This window comes from Agarivorans sp. OAG1, from assembly GCF_037076485.1.
Lineage (GTDB): Bacteria > Pseudomonadota > Gammaproteobacteria > Enterobacterales > Celerinatantimonadaceae > Agarivorans > Agarivorans albus.
Genome location: NZ_AP028990.1, coordinates 4,490,417 through 4,510,023, shown reverse-complemented (window position 1 = coordinate 4,510,023; position 19,607 = coordinate 4,490,417). Strand labels below are relative to the sequence as shown.

At 46.5% G+C, this 19,607-nt stretch carries 13 protein-coding genes, 1 tRNA gene and 3 rRNA genes; 15 read left to right on the top strand and 2 right to left on the bottom strand.

Going from position 1 to position 19,607, the window contains the following annotated elements; genetic code table 11:
- Positions 1–3 precede the first annotated feature (3 nt).
- From znuB to aroE, 5 genes are all read left to right on the top strand, one after another.
- A complete protein-coding gene (gene znuB / locus OAG1_RS20470; protein WP_152785446.1) occupies positions 4–792 on the top strand; it encodes a zinc ABC transporter permease subunit ZnuB in 789 nt (262 codons plus the stop codon).
- Positions 792–1,367, top strand: a complete 576-nt coding sequence (locus tag OAG1_RS20465) for a Sua5/YciO/YrdC/YwlC family protein (RefSeq protein ID WP_338622535.1) — start codon at positions 792–794, stop codon at positions 1,365–1,367. Before znuB ends, OAG1_RS20465 begins: the two co-directional genes overlap by 1 nt.
- Positions 1,368–1,386: 19 nt before the next feature.
- Positions 1,387–2,325: an oxygen-dependent coproporphyrinogen oxidase gene (gene hemF / locus OAG1_RS20460; RefSeq protein WP_338622534.1), complete on the top strand. Its 939-nt coding sequence runs from the start codon at positions 1,387–1,389 to the stop codon at positions 2,323–2,325.
- A 118-nt stretch (positions 2,326–2,443) separates the two neighbouring features.
- Positions 2,444–2,824, top strand: a complete 381-nt coding sequence (locus tag OAG1_RS20455; protein ID WP_016400041.1) for a DUF413 domain-containing protein — start codon at positions 2,444–2,446, stop codon at positions 2,822–2,824.
- Positions 2,825–2,923: 99 nt separating this feature from the next.
- Positions 2,924–3,742 carry a shikimate dehydrogenase gene (gene aroE, locus OAG1_RS20450; protein WP_338622533.1) on the top strand — a complete coding sequence of 273 codons (819 nt, stop codon included), beginning with the start codon at positions 2,924–2,926 and terminating at the stop codon, positions 3,740–3,742.
- Here the strand turns inward: aroE and OAG1_RS20445 are convergent.
- Entirely contained in the window at positions 3,732–4,178 is a 447-nt protein-coding gene (locus OAG1_RS20445; protein WP_338622532.1) for a GNAT family N-acetyltransferase, read from the bottom strand. The genes aroE and OAG1_RS20445 overlap by 11 nt on opposite strands.
- Positions 4,179–4,271: 93 nt before the next feature.
- Between OAG1_RS20445 and OAG1_RS20440 the strand changes: the two genes are divergently transcribed.
- Complete coding sequence (locus OAG1_RS20440) at positions 4,272–4,532, top strand: DUF1488 domain-containing protein (RefSeq protein ID WP_338622531.1); 261 nt, start codon at positions 4,272–4,274, stop codon at positions 4,530–4,532.
- Here OAG1_RS20440 and OAG1_RS20435 read toward each other — a convergent pair.
- Positions 4,529–5,065 (bottom strand): gamma carbonic anhydrase family protein, encoded by a 537-nt coding sequence (locus OAG1_RS20435; RefSeq protein ID WP_338622530.1) that lies wholly within the window; start codon positions 5,063–5,065, stop codon positions 4,529–4,531. The genes OAG1_RS20440 and OAG1_RS20435 overlap by 4 nt on opposite strands.
- A gap of 630 nt (positions 5,066–5,695) precedes the next feature.
- Here OAG1_RS20435 and OAG1_RS20430 point away from each other — a divergent pair.
- The 9 genes from OAG1_RS20430 to OAG1_RS20390 all read left to right on the top strand — a co-directional run bounded on the left by OAG1_RS20430 (position 5,696) and on the right by OAG1_RS20390 (position 19,607).
- A 16S ribosomal RNA gene (locus tag OAG1_RS20430) occupies positions 5,696–7,238 on the top strand.
- Positions 7,239–7,343: 105 nt separating this feature from the next.
- Positions 7,344–7,419 (top strand) — tRNA-Glu (locus tag OAG1_RS20425).
- A 242-nt stretch (positions 7,420–7,661) separates the two neighbouring features.
- Positions 7,662–10,551 (top strand): 23S ribosomal RNA (locus OAG1_RS20420).
- Between the two features lie 111 nt (positions 10,552–10,662).
- A 5S ribosomal RNA gene (gene rrf / locus OAG1_RS20415) occupies positions 10,663–10,778 on the top strand.
- The 16S, 23S and 5S rRNA genes sit together here with 1 tRNA gene alongside, the layout of an rRNA operon.
- A gap of 915 nt (positions 10,779–11,693) precedes the next feature.
- Positions 11,694–12,452 carry a flagellar basal body L-ring protein FlgH gene (locus tag OAG1_RS20410; RefSeq protein ID WP_016403089.1) on the top strand — a complete coding sequence of 253 codons (759 nt, stop codon included), beginning with the start codon at positions 11,694–11,696 and terminating at the stop codon, positions 12,450–12,452.
- 10 nt (positions 12,453–12,462) lie between these two features.
- Positions 12,463–13,674: a flagellar assembly protein T N-terminal domain-containing protein gene (locus OAG1_RS20405; RefSeq protein ID WP_338622529.1), complete on the top strand. Its 1,212-nt coding sequence runs from the start codon at positions 12,463–12,465 to the stop codon at positions 13,672–13,674.
- 21 nt (positions 13,675–13,695) lie between these two features.
- Entirely contained in the window at positions 13,696–14,355 is a 660-nt protein-coding gene (locus tag OAG1_RS20400; protein ID WP_338622528.1) for a hypothetical protein, read from the top strand.
- A 166-nt stretch (positions 14,356–14,521) separates the two neighbouring features.
- Positions 14,522–17,590 (top strand): S8 family serine peptidase, encoded by a 3,069-nt coding sequence (locus OAG1_RS20395; RefSeq protein ID WP_338622527.1) that lies wholly within the window; start codon positions 14,522–14,524, stop codon positions 17,588–17,590.
- Between the two features lie 337 nt (positions 17,591–17,927).
- A complete protein-coding gene (locus tag OAG1_RS20390) occupies positions 17,928–19,607 on the top strand; it encodes a FapA family protein (RefSeq protein ID WP_016403094.1) in 1,680 nt (559 codons plus the stop codon).

Here is a 19,607-nt window from a genome sequence, read left to right as displayed (position 1 = left end):
CACATGGACGATTTTTTAGTAAATGCTTTATTGGCAGGCTTAGGTATTGCGGTATTAGCGGGGCCGCTGGGCTCATTTATGGTGTGGCGCCGTTTAGCTTATTTTGGCGATACCTTGGCGCATGCCTCGTTATTAGGTGTAGCGCTAGGTTTATGGTTGCAAATCAACCCGGTGATAGCGGTGGTCTTTAGCGGGGTTATGCTGGCTATAATTTTGTTATCACTACAGCGCTACAAGCAGCTAGCTAGCGATACTTTACTGGGGATTATGGCGCATTCGGCTTTGTCTTTAGGTTTAGTCGTGGTTGCTTTAATGGACAATGTGCGCATTGATCTAATGGCCTATTTGTTTGGTGATTTGCTAGCGGTAACTCAACAAGATTTATTGTGGATTTGGGGCGGCGGTGCCTTAGTACTTGGTTTATTGCTGAGCCAGTGGAACAAGCTATTGTCGGCCACGGTGAATGAGCAAATCGCCGAGGTGGAGGGTGTAAACGTGGGCATGATGCGTGCGCTGCTGTTGCTATTATTGGCGGTGGTTATTGCAATAGCCATGAAAATAGTTGGCGCATTAATTATTAGTTCGCTGTTATTAATTCCTGCTGCAACGGCCCGTCGTTTAAGCCGCTCTCCCGAGCAAATGGCATTGTTTGCCATCGCCTTTGGCGCTATCTCAGTAGTGCTTGGTTTGTGTTTGTCTTGGTATCAAGATACCCCAGCGGGGCCATCGGTAGTGGTATGTGCTGCGCTGCAGTTTTTATTAGTTCATAGTTTAGTTAAAGTGCAAAAATAATGACCGACTCTTTAGTTACTCCAGTAAGTGATTCAATTGAGCAAGCCGTTGCCACACTTAAGCAAGGCTTGGTATTAGCCTACCCAACCGAAGCGGTTTACGGCCTTGGCTGTGACCCTGATAAGCAAGCGGCAGTAGAACAAATTCTGGCAATAAAACGCCGGCCTGTTGAAAAGGGGCTTATATTGCTCGCCTCCGAGTTAGAGCACTTATTGCCTTACATCGACTATGCTGCGTTATCTGCCGAACAGCAGCAGTTGTTAGTGAGTGTTCAAGCGCGGCCAACTACTTGGTTAGTGCCAGTATCTGCCAAAACACCAAAGTGGATTAGTGGGCAATTTAGCTCCGTGGCGGTGCGGTTAACCCAGCATCCTGTTGTTGCAAAGCTGTGTGCCGGTTTAGGTAAGCCAATTGTGTCTACCTCGGCCAATTACAGTGGCGAAGCCCCGGCCGAAACTGCGCAGCAAGCAGCTAAGTTGCAAGGCTTGGGTTTAGCATTAGACGGGGCGTTGGGCGCCGCTAAACAAACTAGCCAAATAAAAGACATTTTTACTGGGCAAGTGATCCGCGCCTAGATTGAATACAGGAAGCCTTATGCAAGACGTTGATATCGAAGCCGTTCGCCAATTCTTTCTCACGCTACAACAATCCATCTGTCAGCAACTGGAATTACAAGATGGCGCAGCAACATTTTTGCATGATGATTGGCAGCGTGACCCAGCAGAGCATAAAGGCTTAACTGGCGAGGGTCGTACTCGGGTGCTTACTAATGGTAAGGTATTTGAGCAAGCGGGAGTCAACTTCTCTCACGTTTGTGGCAAGGAAATGCCGGCTTCCGCTACTGCGCAGCGCCCAGAGTTGGCTGGCCGTCACTTTGAAGCGATGGGGGTCTCCTTGGTGATTCACCCAAACAATCCAATGGTACCTACTTCACATGCTAACGTGCGCTTCTTTGTGGCAGAAAAAGAAGGTGAAGAGCCTATCTGGTGGTTTGGTGGTGGTTTCGATTTAACCCCGTATTACGGCTTTGACGAAGACTGTATCTCGTGGCATCAAACCGCAGCTGATTTATGCCAACCCTTTGGCGAGGATGTTTATCCTAAATATAAAGCTTGGTGTGACCGTTATTTCTTCCTAAAACATCGTAACGAAACGCGGGGTGTAGGAGGCTTATTTTTTGATGATCTCAATGAAACTGGTTTTGCTCAGAGCTTTGCCTTTACTCAAGCCGTTGGCGAAGGCTTTTTAAATGCCTATTTGCCGATTGTAGAGCGACGTAAAGACAGCCCATTTAGCGAGCAACAACGAGATTTTCAATTGTACCGTCGTGGCCGCTATGTTGAGTTTAATTTGGTTTACGATCGCGGAACCTTGTTTGGCCTGCAGTCGGGTGGTCGCACCGAATCCATCTTAATGTCCTTACCGCCCTTGGTGAAGTGGCGGTATAACTGGCAGCCAGAATCAGGTAGCCCAGAAGAGCGTTTATATCAACGTTATTTGGTTCCGCAAAACTGGTTAGAGATGGCGAGCTAAACACTGTAAAAAAACCGACTTATTTTCTTGCAAGAATGTCGACTATGGATTAATTATTTTAACTGTTGGGTTTTAAGTCCCCCACTTTTGATGATTTTTTTTTAGTTGAGTCTGAGCTATGAATGGATCGTTTTCGGCAAAACGCCGATTTGCAGATGATAAAAACTTTCGCCGCGGCTTTTCTCGCAGCGGCGCCTTCACCATTAAAGAAGCCGAGTTACTTGAGCGCTGCGGTAGCGCGTTTAAAGAGCTTGATGAATCTATCCGCGAGCCCGTGGATGATATTGAATCTCACTTTGTATCGGTATGCCGTGGCGATGCCGAGCCCGAAACCGCCGAGCAGAAGGTCTGGCTTAAATATAAAAAGCTTACTGGCCGCAAAGCATTTCATGGTTTAGTGAGTAATCCGCCTAAAGCCAGTGTGACCGAAACAGCCGCTAACAGCGATGATGACGATGTTGAAGAGGTAGATGGTCCAGAGATTGACGACGAAGATTAATTATTGCGCCGTTACTGAGTTAATTTTTCAACTTTGTACTTTGGCTTTTTCTTAAAGCCTTGTTAAGGTGCGTTATTATTTGTTTTAGTAGCGCACCTAATGGATTTATACGCAGTATTTGGCAACCCAATTAGCCAGTCGAAGTCTCCTTTCATTCATACTTTGTTTGCTCGCCAAACCCAGCAGCAGTTAAGTTATACCGCCATTGAACCAGCAGAAGACGGCTTTGCAGACGCTCTTGCTAAATTTTGGCAAGAAGGCGGGAAGGGCTGCAATGTTACTGCGCCATTTAAAGAGCAAGCTTTCCAAGCTGCACAGCAACATACCGAGCGGGCTTTATTAGCTGGAGCGGTGAACACGCTAAAGTTAACCGATGACGGTATTATTCTTGGCGATAATACCGACGGCGCTGGGTTAGTTGCAGATTTAATTGCCAACTTCGGCGAACTAAAAGATTTGCGTGTATTGTTGTTAGGCGCGGGCGGTGCTGCGCGTGGGGTAATCCGTCCTTTATTAGATGAGCAAATTAGCGAGCTGGTAATTGTTAACCGCACGGTGGCTAAAGCCGAAGCGCTTGCCGAGCGCTTTAGTGAGTTTGGTAAGGTCTCTAGTAGTTCTTTCGAAGACTTGTCAGGTCAGTTTGATATTATCATTAACTCTACTTCGGCAGGCCTTAAGGGGCAGCTTCCGCCATTAAAGGCAGAGTTAATTCAAGCCACCACTCGATGTTATGACATGACCTACTCTGCCGATGTTACCGCCTTTAATGCTTGGGCTGTAGAGCAAGGAGCAGCAAAAGTGGTTGATGGTTTAGGCATGCTGGTGGGCCAAGCCGCCGAAAGCTTCACTGTTTGGCGCGGCATTCGTCCTGGTTTTCGTCAGGTGTTACGCGAATTACGCCGTAACCTTAGTCGTTAGCCCTTATTTCCATTCCTATGTGTGGAATATTATCTTCAAGGTAGGGTTCGCTGCAGATAACAAAACCAAGGCCTTGATAGAAATCTTCCAGATAGCGTTGTGCAGAAATGTGAATGGTAGCGTTGGGCCAGTGTTGTTGGCATTGGCTTATAGCTTGCTGCATAAGTTGTTGCCCTAGCCCCTTGCTCCTTGCGCTGGCTTTGGTGACAACTCTGCCGATATGAGCGCTTAATGGCTCACTAGTATAGATGCGTGCATAAGCTACTAGTTCAGTATCTTGATAGGCCATTACATGCTTAGCCTGCAAATCTTTTCCATCGGCGTCTTGATAGGGGCAATTTTGTTCAACAACAAACACTTCTTCGCGCAGCATCATCATTTGATAAAGCTGTAGGGTATTAAGTTGATTAAAGGCCAAGCATTGCCAAGTTATCATCTAATTTTCACTTGCAGTTTGTCGGTTCAATGGCAACACTTTAAGAACAGCGCGCAGAAAAAACAACTAGTCCGTTGCCGGAGTAAATAAATTATGAATCAAGCCATTATAATAAGTGACGATCAACGTTGGCAGGCTGTTAATCAGTGTGTTGAATTTAGCGCTCAGGTAATGGGTGCGCGAGTGCAATGTGCTATTCGTAAAACTACCCTCGAGCATTTGGTGGGACTACCGCTAACTAACGACGATAAAATGCTCGAGGCTTATCATAGTGTTCAATTTGATATCGAAGAACTGCTAGAGCAAAAGCTACAGCAGGAAGACTTCGAGCCTAATGGCGAAATTATTGTTTAAACCTGTTCTTCTAGGTACTTTTGTTTCAGGCGCACGTAGTTGTCGGCCGATTCACTTAAAAAGGCTTTCTCTTTCTCATTCAAAGGACGAGCTTGCTTAGCCGGACTGCCCATATACAAGTAACCTGACTCTAAACGTTTATGAGGCGGTACCAAGCTACCTGCTCCGATCATTACATCATCTTCAACCACCACACCGTCTAACACTATTGCGCCCATGCCCACCAATACACGGTTCCCAATGGTGCAACCATGTAGCATAGCTTTGTGACCTACGGTTACATCCTCTCCAATAATCAAAGGGTAGCCATAAGGTGGGTTTTCTGTTTTACGGGTTACGTGCAAAACGCTACCGTCTTGAACGTTAGAGCGTGCCCCAATTTGAATATGATTCACGTCACCGCGTGCTGCTACCATAGGCCAGATACTTACGTCATCGCCAAGTTTTATCTCACCGTACAATACAGCACTGGGGTCTACCCATACTTCTTTACCTAAAATAGGGCTAAATCCAGAAAATGACTTCACACTCATTGCTTACTCCGCTGTCGGTCCTTATATATAAAACCCAGCTTACGACATCCCTTCCTCAATACAAATAGTGAGATAGACTTAAATACCAGCAATACGACTAATTAGCTAAGCCATGACTATCTAAAGTATTAGATAGAAAATAGCGCATTGGTGAAAACGAAAGGTATGTTTGGGGCACTTATCTACCTCTATAGGGACTAAATATGGCGATTAAAGTGTAATTAATAAGCGTTTGGGGCGAATATTGTTCATAAAGGCAGTTATTTTAATTTTTCTGTAATAAATGCTTGCGCTATAAAATCTGATCCCTATAATGCACATCCACTGACACGGCACGCAGCGCACTAAAGCGAAGCAAGGCTACGTCAGGGTTAGCAAGGCCTAGGGCTGAGTTAGCCGGTTGAAAAACTTCTTCTTAATTAATATTAAAAAGCGGTTGACAGCCACAGAGGAAAGCGTAGAATGCGCACCTCGCTTCGGCAAGAAGCAACGCTCTTTAACAATTTATCAAGCAATCTGTGTGAGCACTCACGGGACCTTAAGCGAAAAAATTAAGCTTAAGTGAACTGGAGTCTTGCACTGTAAAACACAGTAATAATTTCAGTTTTTAACTTTGAGCGAAAAAACTTTTGATTGAAGAGTTTGATCATGGCTCAGATTGAACGCTGGCGGCAGGCTTAACACATGCAAGTCGAGCGGTAACATTTCTAGCTTGCTAGAAGATGACGAGCGGCGGACGGGTGAGTAATGCTTGGGAATATGCCTTTACGTGGGGGACAACAGTTGGAAACGACTGCTAATACCGCATAATGTCTTCGGACCAAAGGAGGGGACTCTTCGGAGCCTTTCGCGTAAAGATTAGCCCAAGTGGGATTAGCTAGTTGGTAAGGTAATGGCTTACCAAGGCGACGATCCCTAGCTGGTTTGAGAGGATGATCAGCCACACTGGGACTGAGACACGGCCCAGACTCCTACGGGAGGCAGCAGTGGGGAATATTGCACAATGGGCGAAAGCCTGATGCAGCCATGCCGCGTGTGTGAAGAAGGCCTTCGGGTTGTAAAGCACTTTCAGTCGTGAGGAAGGGGTATAGCTTAATACGTTATATCTTTGACGTTAGCGACAGAAGAAGGACCGGCTAACTCCGTGCCAGCAGCCGCGGTAATACGGAGGGTCCGAGCGTTAATCGGAATTACTGGGCGTAAAGCGTACGCAGGCGGCTTGTTAAGCCAGATGTGAAATCCCCGGGCTCAACCTGGGAATGGCATTTGGAACTGGCAAGCTAGAGTTTTGTAGAGGGTGGTAGAATTTCAGGTGTAGCGGTGAAATGCGTAGAGATCTGAAGGAATACCAGTGGCGAAGGCGGCCACCTGGACAAAAACTGACGCTCATGTACGAAAGCGTGGGGAGCAAACAGGATTAGATACCCTGGTAGTCCACGCCGTAAACGATGTCTACTAGTTGTCTGTGAGTTTAACTCGTGGGTAACGCAGCTAACGCATTAAGTAGACCGCCTGGGGAGTACGGCCGCAAGGTTAAAACTCAAATGAATTGACGGGGGCCCGCACAAGCGGTGGAGCATGTGGTTTAATTCGATGCAACGCGAAGAACCTTACCTGCCCTTGACATACTGAGAACTTACCAGAGATGGTTTGGTGCCTTCGGGAACTCAGATACAGGTGCTGCATGGCTGTCGTCAGCTCGTGTCGTGAGATGTTGGGTTAAGTCCCGCAACGAGCGCAACCCCTATCCTTATTTGCCAGCACGTAATGGTGGGAACTCTAGGGAGACTGCCGGTGATAAACCGGAGGAAGGTGGGGACGACGTCAAGTCATCATGGCCCTTACGGGCAGGGCTACACACGTGCTACAATGGCATGTACAGAGGGATGCGAACTCGCGAGAGCAAGCGGACCCCAAAAAGCATGTCGTAGTCCGGATCGGAGTCTGCAACTCGACTCCGTGAAGTCGGAATCGCTAGTAATCGTAGATCAGAATGCTACGGTGAATACGTTCCCGGGCCTTGTACACACCGCCCGTCACACCATGGGAGTGGGCTGCAAAAGAAGTGGGTAGTTTAACCTTCGGGAGGACGCTCACCACTTTGTGGTTCATGACTGGGGTGAAGTCGTAACAAGGTAGCCCTAGGGGAACCTGGGGCTGGATCACCTCCTTATTATGATGCTTAGGTTTTGTGACGTGTTCACACAGATTGCTTGATGAAAAAGAAAAGAGAGAAGTTCTAGTGTGGTGTAGAACCAACGAGAACAGCTACTGCAGTGTCCCGTTCGTCTAGAGGCCTAGGACACCGCCCTTTCACGGCGGTAACAGGGGTTCAAATCCCCTACGGGATACCATTTTCTCTCACTGGTTTGAGAATACAAAGCTAAGCATTTGTTTATATAGTGCTTAGCTTTGGTTTCTAAGGAACCAATTGCTCTTTAACAATTTGGAAAAGCTGATAAAAAAATATCTCAAGAATATGAGTTTAATAACAAGTGTTCTTGGTATTCAAAAATAAGGTGATCGTACTCGAATGGCAGGAATTATACAGCCTGACCATTCAAGTGATTTAAGCGACAACATTTAGGTGTTGTATGGTTAAGTGACTAAGCGTATACGGTGGATGCCTTGGCAGTCAGAGGCGATGAAGGACGTGTTAATCTGCGATAAGCCATGTTAAGTCGATAAAAGACGTTATAGACATGGATTTCCGAATGGGGAAACCCACTGCATTTTATGCAGTATCGTAACGTGAATACATAGCGTTGCGAGGCGAACCCGGGGAACTGAAACATCTAAGTACCCGGAGGAAAAGAAATCAACCGAGATTCTGGTAGTAGCGGCGAGCGAACCCGGATTAGCCCTTAAGCTTTTAGGTGATTAGTGGAACATTCTGGAAAGGATGGCGATACAGGGTGATAGCCCCGTACATGAAAATCTACTTTAAGTGAAATCGAGTAGGACGGCACACGTGATATGTTGTCTGAATATGGGGGGACCATCCTCCAAGGCTAAATACTCCTGACTGACCGATAGTGAACCAGTACCGTGAGGGAAAGGCGAAAAGAACCCCTGTGAGGGGAGTGAAATAGAACCTGAAACCGTATACGTACAAGCAGTGGGAGCCCCTTCGTGGGGTGACTGCGTACCTTTTGTATAATGGGTCAACGACTTAATTTCAGTAGCAAGGTTAAGCGAATAGCGGAGCCGTAGGGAAACCGAGTGTTAACTGCGCGCATAGTTGCTGGGATTAGACCCGAAACCCGGTGATCTAGCCATGGGCAGGTTGAAGATTGGGTAACACCAATTGGAGGACCGAACCGACTAATGTTGAAAAATTAGCGGATGACTTGTGGCTGGGGGTGAAAGGCCAATCAAACCGGGAGATAGCTGGTTCTCCTCGAAAGCTATTTAGGTAGCGCCTCGAGCGAATACTGATGGGGGTAGAGCACTGTTAAGGCTAGGGGGTCATCCCGACTTACCAACCCTTTGCAAACTCCGAATACCATCAAGTACTACTCGGGAGACACACGGCGGGTGCTAACGTCCGTCGTGGAAAGGGAAACAACCCAGACCGTCAGCTAAGGTCCCAAAGTGTATGTTAAGTGGGAAACGATGTGGGAAGGCTTAGACAGCCAGGATGTTGGCTTAGAAGCAGCCATCATTTAAAGAAAGCGTAATAGCTCACTGGTCGAGTCGGCCTGCGCGGAAGATGTAACGGGGCTAAACATACCACCGAAGCTACGGGAGCATGCTTGCATGCTCGGTAGAGGAGCGTTCTGTAAGCCGTTGAAGGTGAATCGTAAGGTTTGCTGGAGGTATCAGAAGTGCGAATGTTGACATGAGTAACGATAAAGGGGGTGAAAAGCCCCCTCGCCGAAAGACCAAGGTTTCCTGTCCAATGTTAATCAGGGCAGGGTGAGTCGGCCCCTAAGGCGAGACTGAAAAGTGTAGTCGATGGGAAACAGGTTAATATTCCTGTACTTCGTATAATTGCGATGGGAGGACGGAGAAGGCTAGGCCAGCGTGGCGATGGTTGTCCACGTGAAAGGCAGTAGGCGGTAAACTTAGGCAAATCCGGGTTTACATTACGCTGAGAGTTGATGACGAGTGTCTACGGACACGAAGTGGTTGATGCCCTGCTTCCAGGAAAAGTCTCTAAGCTTCAGATTATACGAAACCGTACCCCAAACCGACACAGGTGGTTGGGTAGAGAATACCAAGGCGCTTGAGAGAACTCGGGTGAAGGAACTAGGCAAAATGGTACCGTAACTTCGGGAGAAGGTACGCTCTTGATGGTGATGGGACTTGCTCCCTAAGCTGCTGAGAGTCGCAGATACCAGTTGGCTGCAACTGTTTATTAAAAACACAGCACTGTGCTAAATCGAAAGATGACGTATACGGTGTGACGCCTGCCCGGTGCCGGAAGGTTAATTGATGTGGTTAGCGTTCGCGCGAAGCTATTGATCGAAGCCCCGGTAAACGGCGGCCGTAACTATAACGGTCCTAAGGTAGCGAAATTCCTTGTCGGGTAAGTTCCGACCTGCACGAATGGCGTAATGATGGCCAAGCTGTCTCCACCCGAGACTCAGTGAAATTGAAATTGCCGTGAAGATGCGGTGTACCCGCGGCTAGACGGAAAGACCCCGTGAACCTTTACTACAGCTTGACACTGAACATTGACCCTACATGTGTAGGATAGGTGGGAGGCTTTGAAGCGTTGTCGCTAGATGACGTGGAGCCGACCTTGAAATACCACCCTTGTAGTGTTGATGTTCTAACGTTGGTCCCTTATCGGGATTGCGGACAGTGTCTGGTGGGTAGTTTGACTGGGGCGGTCTCCTCCCAAAGAGTAACGGAGGAGCACGAAGGTTGGCTAAGTATGGTCGGACATCATACGGTTAGTGCAATGGCATAAGCCAGCTTAACTGCGAGACAGACACGTCGAGCAGGTACGAAAGTAGGTCATAGTGATCCGGTGGTTCTGTATGGAAGGGCCATCGCTCAACGGATAAAAGGTACTCCGGGGATAACAGGCTGATACCGCCCAAGAGTTCATATCGACGGCGGTGTTTGGCACCTCGATGTCGGCTCATCACATCCTGGGGCTGAAGTCGGTCCCAAGGGTATGGCTGTTCGCCATTTAAAGTGGTACGCGAGCTGGGTTTAGAACGTCGTGAGACAGTTCGGTCCCTATCTGCCGTGGGCGTTTGAGAATTGAGGGGAGCTGCTCCTAGTACGAGAGGACCGGAGTGGACGAACCGCTGGTGTTTGGGTTGTTATGCCAATAGCATTGCCCAGTAGCTACGTTCGGAACTGATAACCGCTGAAAGCATCTAAGCGGGAAGCAGGCCTCGAGATTAATTCTCACTAGGACTTTAAGTCCTCTGAAGGGCCGTTGGAGACTACAACGTTGATAGGCAAGGTGTGTAAGTGCTGTGAGGCATTGAGCTAACTTGTACTAATTACCCGTGAGGCTTAACCATACAACACCTAAAGGGTGTTGCTTATAGATACTTTATTTTAGAAACCATGAATACTTGTTAGTGCTCATGAGATATTTCAGCTTTTTCGAATGTTAAAGACAACAGTTTTTGCCTGGTGGCAATAGCGTTGTGGACCCACCTGACTCCATGCCGAACTCAGAAGTGAAACGCAACTGCGCCGATGATAGTGTGGGGCTTCCCCATGTGAAAGTAGGTCACCGCCAGGCTCTCATTATCGAAAAGGGCTTCCCGATTGGGAAGCCCTTTTTGTTTGTGTCTAGCGTGGCCTGCTTTCAAAAGTAGGGCGGAGGTCGCTCGGAAAGGGCGAAGCGCTTTCAGGCCGAAGCGGAAGCACCTATGCTGCGCACCTGACCACCGCCAGGCTCTCATACTAAGCCCTCGTCTAACGACGAGGGCTTTTTTATTGCCTGCGATTTAGTCGCCCAGGCATATCATCCCCTTCCCTATCTCTCATTTTTATTAAAGAGCGCTTTCATCATTGGCCGTGCTTAATGGTTGCAGTTCTAAAGGCTTGTGAACGTGAAGTTTGTAAGTTGTTGGGAGGCCATCTCCTAGCAAAGTGATCCAGCTTGATTGAGATGCAAAAGTTAAGTTCGTTGAGTCGGTATTTAACTAATTGTTTTTGTTGATTTTTACTTTAAGGCTGGTTGGTTTCTAGAATTACAGTAAGAGTTGCTAGGCAATCTTTGCCTAGATAGAAAATCAAAAAGGCAGCTTTTATCCGGCTTGAGGTAAGTTTTGCCGATTATTTGACTAAAACTTAGTTTTTCTGCTCAACCTAAGCTGTATCGGCTGCAGTGAATTAAAATTTATATCAATTTATATAAACATTATAAAATACTGAGTTTTATGAATTTAGTGGCATTTAATTTGCATTTTGTGTCGTGCCTAGCTAAAAGCGGCAAAAACGACGGAATGTTGTCGGTTAGGTAAAGATTTTGTCAGCTAGATTATCGTAAGGATATGTTTCTACTGACGTTAGTGGCATTTGCTTTGCTATTTGTGGCCTAAGGCTTTCTTAGGTAACTAATTACAATAAACGAGATAAAAAGCTCGGGCCTAGGTTAAAGCAAGTGGAAAGAGAACGGTAAACGGAAACTAACGTAAGTAGGAATAGACCAATGATTACCAGAGTAGTGATGTTGTGCAATGTATTGTTGCTGTCAGCATGTTCGTCAATTGTAGATGGTGTAGAAGAAGTTGCGGAGAACGTTCAAGAGCGAGAAGACCGCAATCAACGCCAAGTCACAGTAAGCACCGATAGCCGTTCTCCGATCCCCGATGATCCTTTTTATGCACCTATTGAACCTAGCCCAGCTGCGGATCAAGTGATTATTACCGGCTCAATGTTTAACAGCAATACTTCACGCAGCTTATATAGTTATACCCCACCTTTTGCACTAGGCGACACTATTACAGTGCTTTTGGAGGAGGAAGCCACGGCGACAAAATCGGCCAGTTCAAACCTTGGTAAAGAGAACAGCTATAAGCTTGATCCGGTTACTGTGCCGGGCGGGAATCTAACGATTAACGGACGTGTGGTCGAGCTAGAAATGAAGCAAAAACAAGATTTTGACGGATCTTCAGATGCTGATCAGCGACATCGTTTGTCAGGCAGGATTACTGTTTCGGTGGTCGACATCCTGAACAACGGCAATTTGGTTGTACGCGGTGAAAAGTGGCTAGTAATCAACAATGGTAAAGAGTACATGCGCTTTACCGGTATTGTGCGGCCGTTAGACGTTGGAGAGGACAACTCGATTGGTTCCTACCAGGTGGCCGATGCGCGTATCGAGTTTAGTGGCACTGGTGATCACGCTGACGTGCAAACTCAAGGATGGTTATCTTCATTCCTAGGCGGAAGTATGTGGCCACTGTAGGGCGTTAATTATGTCTAAATTTTTACGAGTTTGCGTGTGTCTGTTGACGTTAATGGGCATCACTTTGCCCAGTTACGCTATTTGGTTAGAGGGTGAGGGCCAAGCCAAGATCGTTGACGGCCAAGTAGATAAAGCTCGTCAGCAGGCTATCCAAGACGCTTTGTTAACCTTAATGTATCGCGGTGGTGCCAGTGTAAAGTCACTGCAAGTGGTGAAGTCTGGCGTGTTGGAAACCGATGAACTAACGGTGCGTACTAATGGCGAAGTGTATGACATGAAGCTATTGGTTGAGACCATCATTGATGACCAAATGACTGTGAAGGTGGCCGCTGACATATTTCCTTTAAATACCTGCGAGAAAGATAGCTACGCTAAAACCTTGTTTGTAGGGCCTTTTCAATTGCAGAAGCGCGAACATGCCCAGCTTGGTGGGGTTTATAGAACACCTGAAGAAGTCTCGCAGCGCTTATTTCACCGGTTTAAATCAAAGAGTAAAAGGGTTGATGCCCGGCACTTAATGACTCGTCAAATAGCGTTTGATGGTCGCTATGCCAATGATATAGAGCCGCAAATGCTCAAAGTAGCACGCAGCCTATCTCAACAGTACGACGTGCAATATATTTTGTTTGGCAAGATCAATGACATGTCGAGCTACAACGAAACCACCACTAACCTACTCGGCATGAAAAACACCGTTAAATTGCGCAACTTTCAAATAAAACTCTACGTGATTGACGGTATCAATGGAGAAACGGTACTCCGTAAAAATTACGGGTCTAATCGAGAATGGCCATTCGACGTGACGATGAAGTTGGACGTTACGGGTGAAACCTTTTGGTCCTCTGAGTATGGCAAGTTGATTGACTCCTACATCGACCAATCAGTTAGTGACGTTGAGGATGCACTCTATTGCCGCCAAAGTTTGGCAACGGTAGTTGGGCTGTATAACGGGCAAGTGGTAATCAACATTGGACAAATGAATGGTGTACGTAAAGGTGACAAGTTTGAGCTGGTTAGGCAGCAATACTTAATGCATTTAGATGGTGGACTGCGTGGTCCGATATTTAACGCAGACCAAACTCAGCTAACGGTAGTGTCGGTGCAATCTGACCGCGCGGTACTAGCGACTGAGCGCTATTCCGACATGGCTAACATACAGATTCGCGACGTATTGGTGGCGGTTACAGATGATCCGTTCGCCCTTACTGAAAGCACGCAATAATTAATATTGAAGGAGAAGAATATGACAACTTCTTATAGCAACACCCCGCTCGCAACCAATAGCTTAGATTATAAGCCGAAGTTGATTGAGGTGAACAATCAGCAAGCCAGTGAAGTAAAATCAGACTCTAGTTTTACTCAAAAACTACAAGATGCTTTAAGCCCAAAAAGCGATACTCAGCAAAACACTGAAGCGCTGGCTACGGCTACAAACACAGGCGACAAAGCCGAGGGTTCTGTGGATGTTGGCATTATGGATGTGGCTCCCGCCGCTATGAACATAGGCATGGGGTTAGCCTCTGGCAATCCAGTGGCGGCAGGCTTAGCGGGCACTGATTTATTACAAAGCGTATTGCGTGCCGATATTGAAAAGCAATTTACGGAGTTAGGCCAAGGTATTGCTGCTGCTCTTGTTGCTGGTATGTCGGGTGATCCAAGTGCTACTCAAGTATTACCTACTGCCGAAGAGCTGGCCGAGCAAGCGGCTTTAGCAAGTGCTGATATTGTTGCCGAAGGCAGCCAGCAAATAGCTGCGGCAAGCCAAACTGCTAGCGCTGCAACCGGGGTTAGCCAAGAGGGCAAAAGTGTGCCTACTAAAGGGTCTATTCCAAAGGCTATGTTGCAGGGTGACAGTGCGGTTCAAAATGATGAGCTACTAAAGCGGGATAAGGCAAATACCTAAGTTTGCCAAGTAACTTTAGCATTGTGCGCTGTTACTGCTTGGCTCATCACAACAATGTCGTATAGGTTTGGCAAAATTTTCACTTTCTTTACATAAGCCTAATATAATTGTGACTATATAGTGCGTAGTATATATACAGCGCTAAATAGTGGATGTAAGGGAATATATGAAAGCGATAGTAGCGGTATTACTTAGCATAGCTTTGTTTGCTTGTGGTGGAGGTGGTGGTGACTCAGGCTCGTCTGCCGGTTCACCGAGTTCGACCATTAGTGTAAGTCGCAGTGAAGCTGTTATTGGGCAGCTTATTCAGTTTGACGGCAGTGGCTCGAGTGATGACGGTACTATTGTTGATTATACTTGGGACTTTGGTGACGGTAGCGGTGCAAACGGAATCAATGTTTCTAAAAGCTATGCCAGCGAAGGCAACTATACGGTCCGTTTAACAGTTTTAGATAATGATAATTTAAGCTCGACCTCTAGCACTGTAATCCAGGTTACTAATGACGCTGCTTCCGCCTTAACTATTTTAAGCTCAGAAAGTGCCGGCATCCCTCCCTTAGATGTTAATTTTCAAGCAATCTCTACTGCAAGTGACTTAACTAACGTGCAAGTTACTTGGGATTTTGGTGACGGCAATTCAACCACTTCATTTGGCAGCAATGCTGTGTCGCATACCTACGCTAGTGAAGGCGTATTTATGGTGCGTGCTTCACGTGATTTTGAAGGCCAAGAGCAGTTAGCTGAAACTCGCGTTTTAGTGCTCGATGGAAAAACCTATCCCGTGAGCGGCACGGTAACCACCGCCGTCAATACAGTGGTAGATAGTGATGTTAATGATATTGGTAATGAGTATTTTACGAACAATAGTTATGCCGACGCTCAACCACTTCCACCTATTGCCACGGTAAGTGGCTACTTAGCTAGCCATGCTACTGGTGAAGCTAAAGATCGCTTTGTAAATGAACCCGATGAACGTGATGTTTATCGGGTCGATTTACAAGCTAATCAACGTTTGTTTTTAGAAATTGCCGATTGGGAAACTAGCGGTAACGATTTTGATTTACGTCTGATAAATGCAGACACCATGTTTGAAGTTAGCTCTTCTTTAGGCATTAACAAAACCGAGTTGTTAAGTGTTGATCAAACTGGCAGTTATTATCTTGTTGTGGAAGCTTACACCGCCTTTAATTCGGGTCCATATCGAGGTAACTACACCTTACGCCTGATCGGTCAAAGCTCTGCTGTTTTGCCTGAGAGTAAGCATTTCAGTACCCAACAAGATTTTGTAGCCAAACAAATGGTGGTTATGCATCTGGCTGGGCGGGCAGCTTCGCTTAGCACTCAAGATTTAGGCCTGACTCAAGCACAATCGTCAGCAAACATGAGCCTTTACCAAAGCAATGACCAACAAGCAGTGGCCTTAAATAGTACCGCTGGAGATGGCTTAGGTGCTCAGTTTAGTGATGAATATGCCGCCAAACGCAGTACTTTGCTGGAGATTAAGCGCCTTCATTACCAATTAGGCGGGGTGGAACAATCAGTTTCACCTAACTATTTGTACCAACCTTTTGCCTTGTCTAACGACCCTTTGGTTTCTCGCCAGTGGCACTACGAACAAATCAATTTAGATAATGCTTGGCAGCTCATGCAAAACAGCACCTTAAATGATGTGGTGGTAGCGGTTATTGATACCGGCATTTTTCAGAATCATCCCGATTTAAGGAATCAGTTAACTAGTGACGGTTACGACTTTATTTCCGATGCGTCTAATGCCTTAGATGGCGATGGTATTGATGCTAATCCCGAAGATCCTGGAGACTTGACTAGCCCGGGTGGCGGCTCTTCTTGGCACGGTACACATGTGGCGGGTACGGTGGCGGCACAAACCGATAATAGCCTCGGCGTCGCGGGCGTAGCGCCCAATACTAAAATTATGAATCTGCGTACGCTTGGCCGCTATGGCGGTAGTACTTGGGATATCTCACAAGCTATTTTATATGCGGCTGGCTTAAGCAATGCCTCAAATCGTGTGCCTAGCCAAACCGCAGATGTAATCAATATGAGCTTAGGTGGAAGTGGTTACGACAGCGCCTTTGATTCGGTAACCCAGCAAGCAATAGCCAGCGGTGTGATTGTGGTTGCTGCTGCCGGTAACGAGAGTACCTCGCAGTTTAGTTACCCAGCGGCATTTGCCAATGTTATTGGTGTTAGTGCGGTAGACGCCGCAAAAGACCTCACTTCATATTCTAATTATGGCTCATATATTGATGTTGCTGCACCGGGTGGTGATGGCAGTGCCGACTTAAATGGTGATGGCTACGGAGATGGCGTTTATAGCACTTACGTGGCAGAAAATGGTAGCAGTAACTCTGCCAGCTACCAGTACTTAAACGGCACCAGTATGGCCGCGCCACATGTGGCAGGTGTTATCGGCTTGATGCGTCAACTTAATTCAGAGCTTACCACTGATGATGTGCTGAATTTGCTTGCTCAGGGTGAAATTACCGATGACATTGGAAGTGATGGCTTCGATCAGCTTTACGGTTATGGCTTAATTAATGCCGAAAAAGCAGTACGTTCGCAATTAGATACTGACCAGCCCGATAGAAGCGCCTTAAGTTTGAGCACTAATCAAGTGAGTCTTAGCTTTATCGAAGATAGTGCTGAAGTAAGTGTGGAGCTTATTGGCAGTGTGAGTTTGTCGGTGAACAGTGTCCAAAGCAATGCCAGTTGGTTAACGGTAAGCCCACAAAATGTAGATGCAAACGGCGTTGGAGATTACTTACTTAGTGTAAACCGTAACGGTTTAAGCGACGGCAATTATGGCGCCAGTGTGGTGTTTAGCGTATCCAATGGTAGTGAGCTGAATCTCGGTGTTTCAATGAATGTGAGCAACGTTCAGGCCGGCGACAGCGGTTTAGTGTATGTACTGTTGTCCGACCCAGAAACAGGCTCTACCTACTATGAGCAATCAGTGAACATGAATAATGGTGAGTTTAGCTTTAGCTTCGCCGAGGTGCTTTCTGGTGAATATGAGTTAACAGTGGGCAGTGATCATGACAATGATTACCGTATTTGTGACGAAGGTGAGTTATGTGGGGCTTACCCAGTTCGTAACGACGTCACGCCAATTCTGGTTACTGAAGAAACCTCTGGTTTAAGTTTAAGTGTTGAGCCTATCACCACCGAAGACCTCACAAACCAGGTTTTAAACTATAAGCTGCTCAAGCAATAGTCTTTTCTTAGCAGCCTTGCGCTCTGGTGCGCAAGGCTGCTGTTTATCGTTTTGCCAACTAGCCGGTGCTTATTTGTGTAATGTTGCATGGTGTTATAAACAAGCCTGCTCATTCATTATCATATTTGACATACAAATTACTGAATTTGTTTGTGCTTGAGCATTTTTGCGGTAGTGTGATAATTCAAATTAGTAAATTCAGATCTAGTTCAATTAGTTGAAAACTAAAGCTTAGGCTAGTATTGGTTAACAACCTGCTGCAAGGCATAATGAGGTTGAAAGCGCTGTCTTAAGTAATCAATTATTTGGCAGCTAAGGATTAAGTTAAGGGGATTGAATGCTGGAGTTAAGCTGTTTACGTTTATCCCAAGATAAATTAGCGGCACTAATTGAGATAACACCTCAAGAATCACACGTAAGTGTTAGCGACGTGAAAGCTTTAATTCTTCGCTCTAATTTTGGTGATTACTTAGTTGATGAAGAGGCGATAGATGACGCCGTCGCTAAGTTTGCTGAATTACGTGAATCTCCAGACCTAATTGAGCAATGGGGGCAGACTTTTGTTAAGTTAGCCAACATTCGCAATGCCGAAGTCACTATCGATGTTTCTGAAGATAAAATGGTAGCGCGCGCCACCATTACTGCTGCTTATGGTGGTAATCCGATTTCTCAGGGTGATTTAGTTAGCGCCATGCAAGAAGCTGGCGTGGTGTTTGGTTTACAAAAAAAACGAGCCTTGGCCTTGTTAGCTGCGGCCAAACAAGCTGATCCCGGGGTGAAAATTAAGAAAGTGGTTGCCCTTGGCCGCCAATCTGTAGATGGCGAAGACAGCCGCTTTGAACGATTTGTCGCTACCCCTAAAGAACGTTTATTAAAACCTAAAGAAACCGAAGATGGTCGTGTAGACATGCGCGACTTAGGTAATTTGGAAACGGTAGAGCCTGATGTAGAGCTAATGCGTCGACATCCTCATACTCATGGTCAGGCGGGCAAAAATGTTTGTGGTGAGGAACTTCCCTTTAAGCAAGGGCATGAAGTGCCCTTCACTGTAGGCGAAGGCACCAAGATTGCCGTAAATGACGCGAATTTATTGCTGGCCGATAGAACCGGCTTACCGCTTGAGATAGAAAATGGCATGAAAGTCGACGATGTATTGTCGATTAAGAGTGTCGATGTAAGCTACGGACACGTTGATTTTGCCGGGAGCGTGTTGATTACTGGTAATGTTGGTGACGGCATGAAAGTAAAGGCCTCAGGCGACGTGCACATTAATGGCTTTGTAGAGTCAGCTAGTATTACCGCCGGTGGCGATGTGGTAGTTGGCAAAGGAGTGATTGGTCATCGTTTGATGGAAGGCGATGAAAATTACTCTTGCACCATTAATGCTAAGGGCGAGTTACACGCTACTTTTGTTCAGTATTCACATATTGATGCAGGTAAAGATGTCACTATTACCAGCCAACTTCTGCATAGTAAAATAGAAACCGATGGCAAAGTCACCGTGAGCGATGCCAGTGGCCTACGTGGCACTTTGGTTGGTGGCTCAATTGATGCCGGTGGAGAGATTAGCGCAGTGGTATTAGGCGCCACAGCGGGTACTGCCACGCAACTTACTATCTCTGGTGATTTTGATGATATTCAAGAAGAGCGACGTAGCCTAAACAATATCAAACACACCTTGCATGATAAGCTGAGCAAGGTACTCGATGCTCAAATGAAGTTGGGCTCAACTAAGCAAGAAGATCGCGAAGAGGGCATGGCCGACAAGCTCTCGGCTACTTTGCATCATACTCGTCAAGAGTTAGTGCAAATAGACTTTGCCCTCGATTACAACCAGCAGATGGAAGATCAGTTCTTCTCTAATGCGAGGCTTACGGTTAAAAAAGAGCTGCATCCCAATGTACGCTTAGACATAGTTGGTCATAAGCTATTTACTAACCGTGAATATGGGCCAACCGAAACTAAATATGAAGACGGGAAAATGACTTTCACGCCTTTAACCCCCGGAAAAAAATAG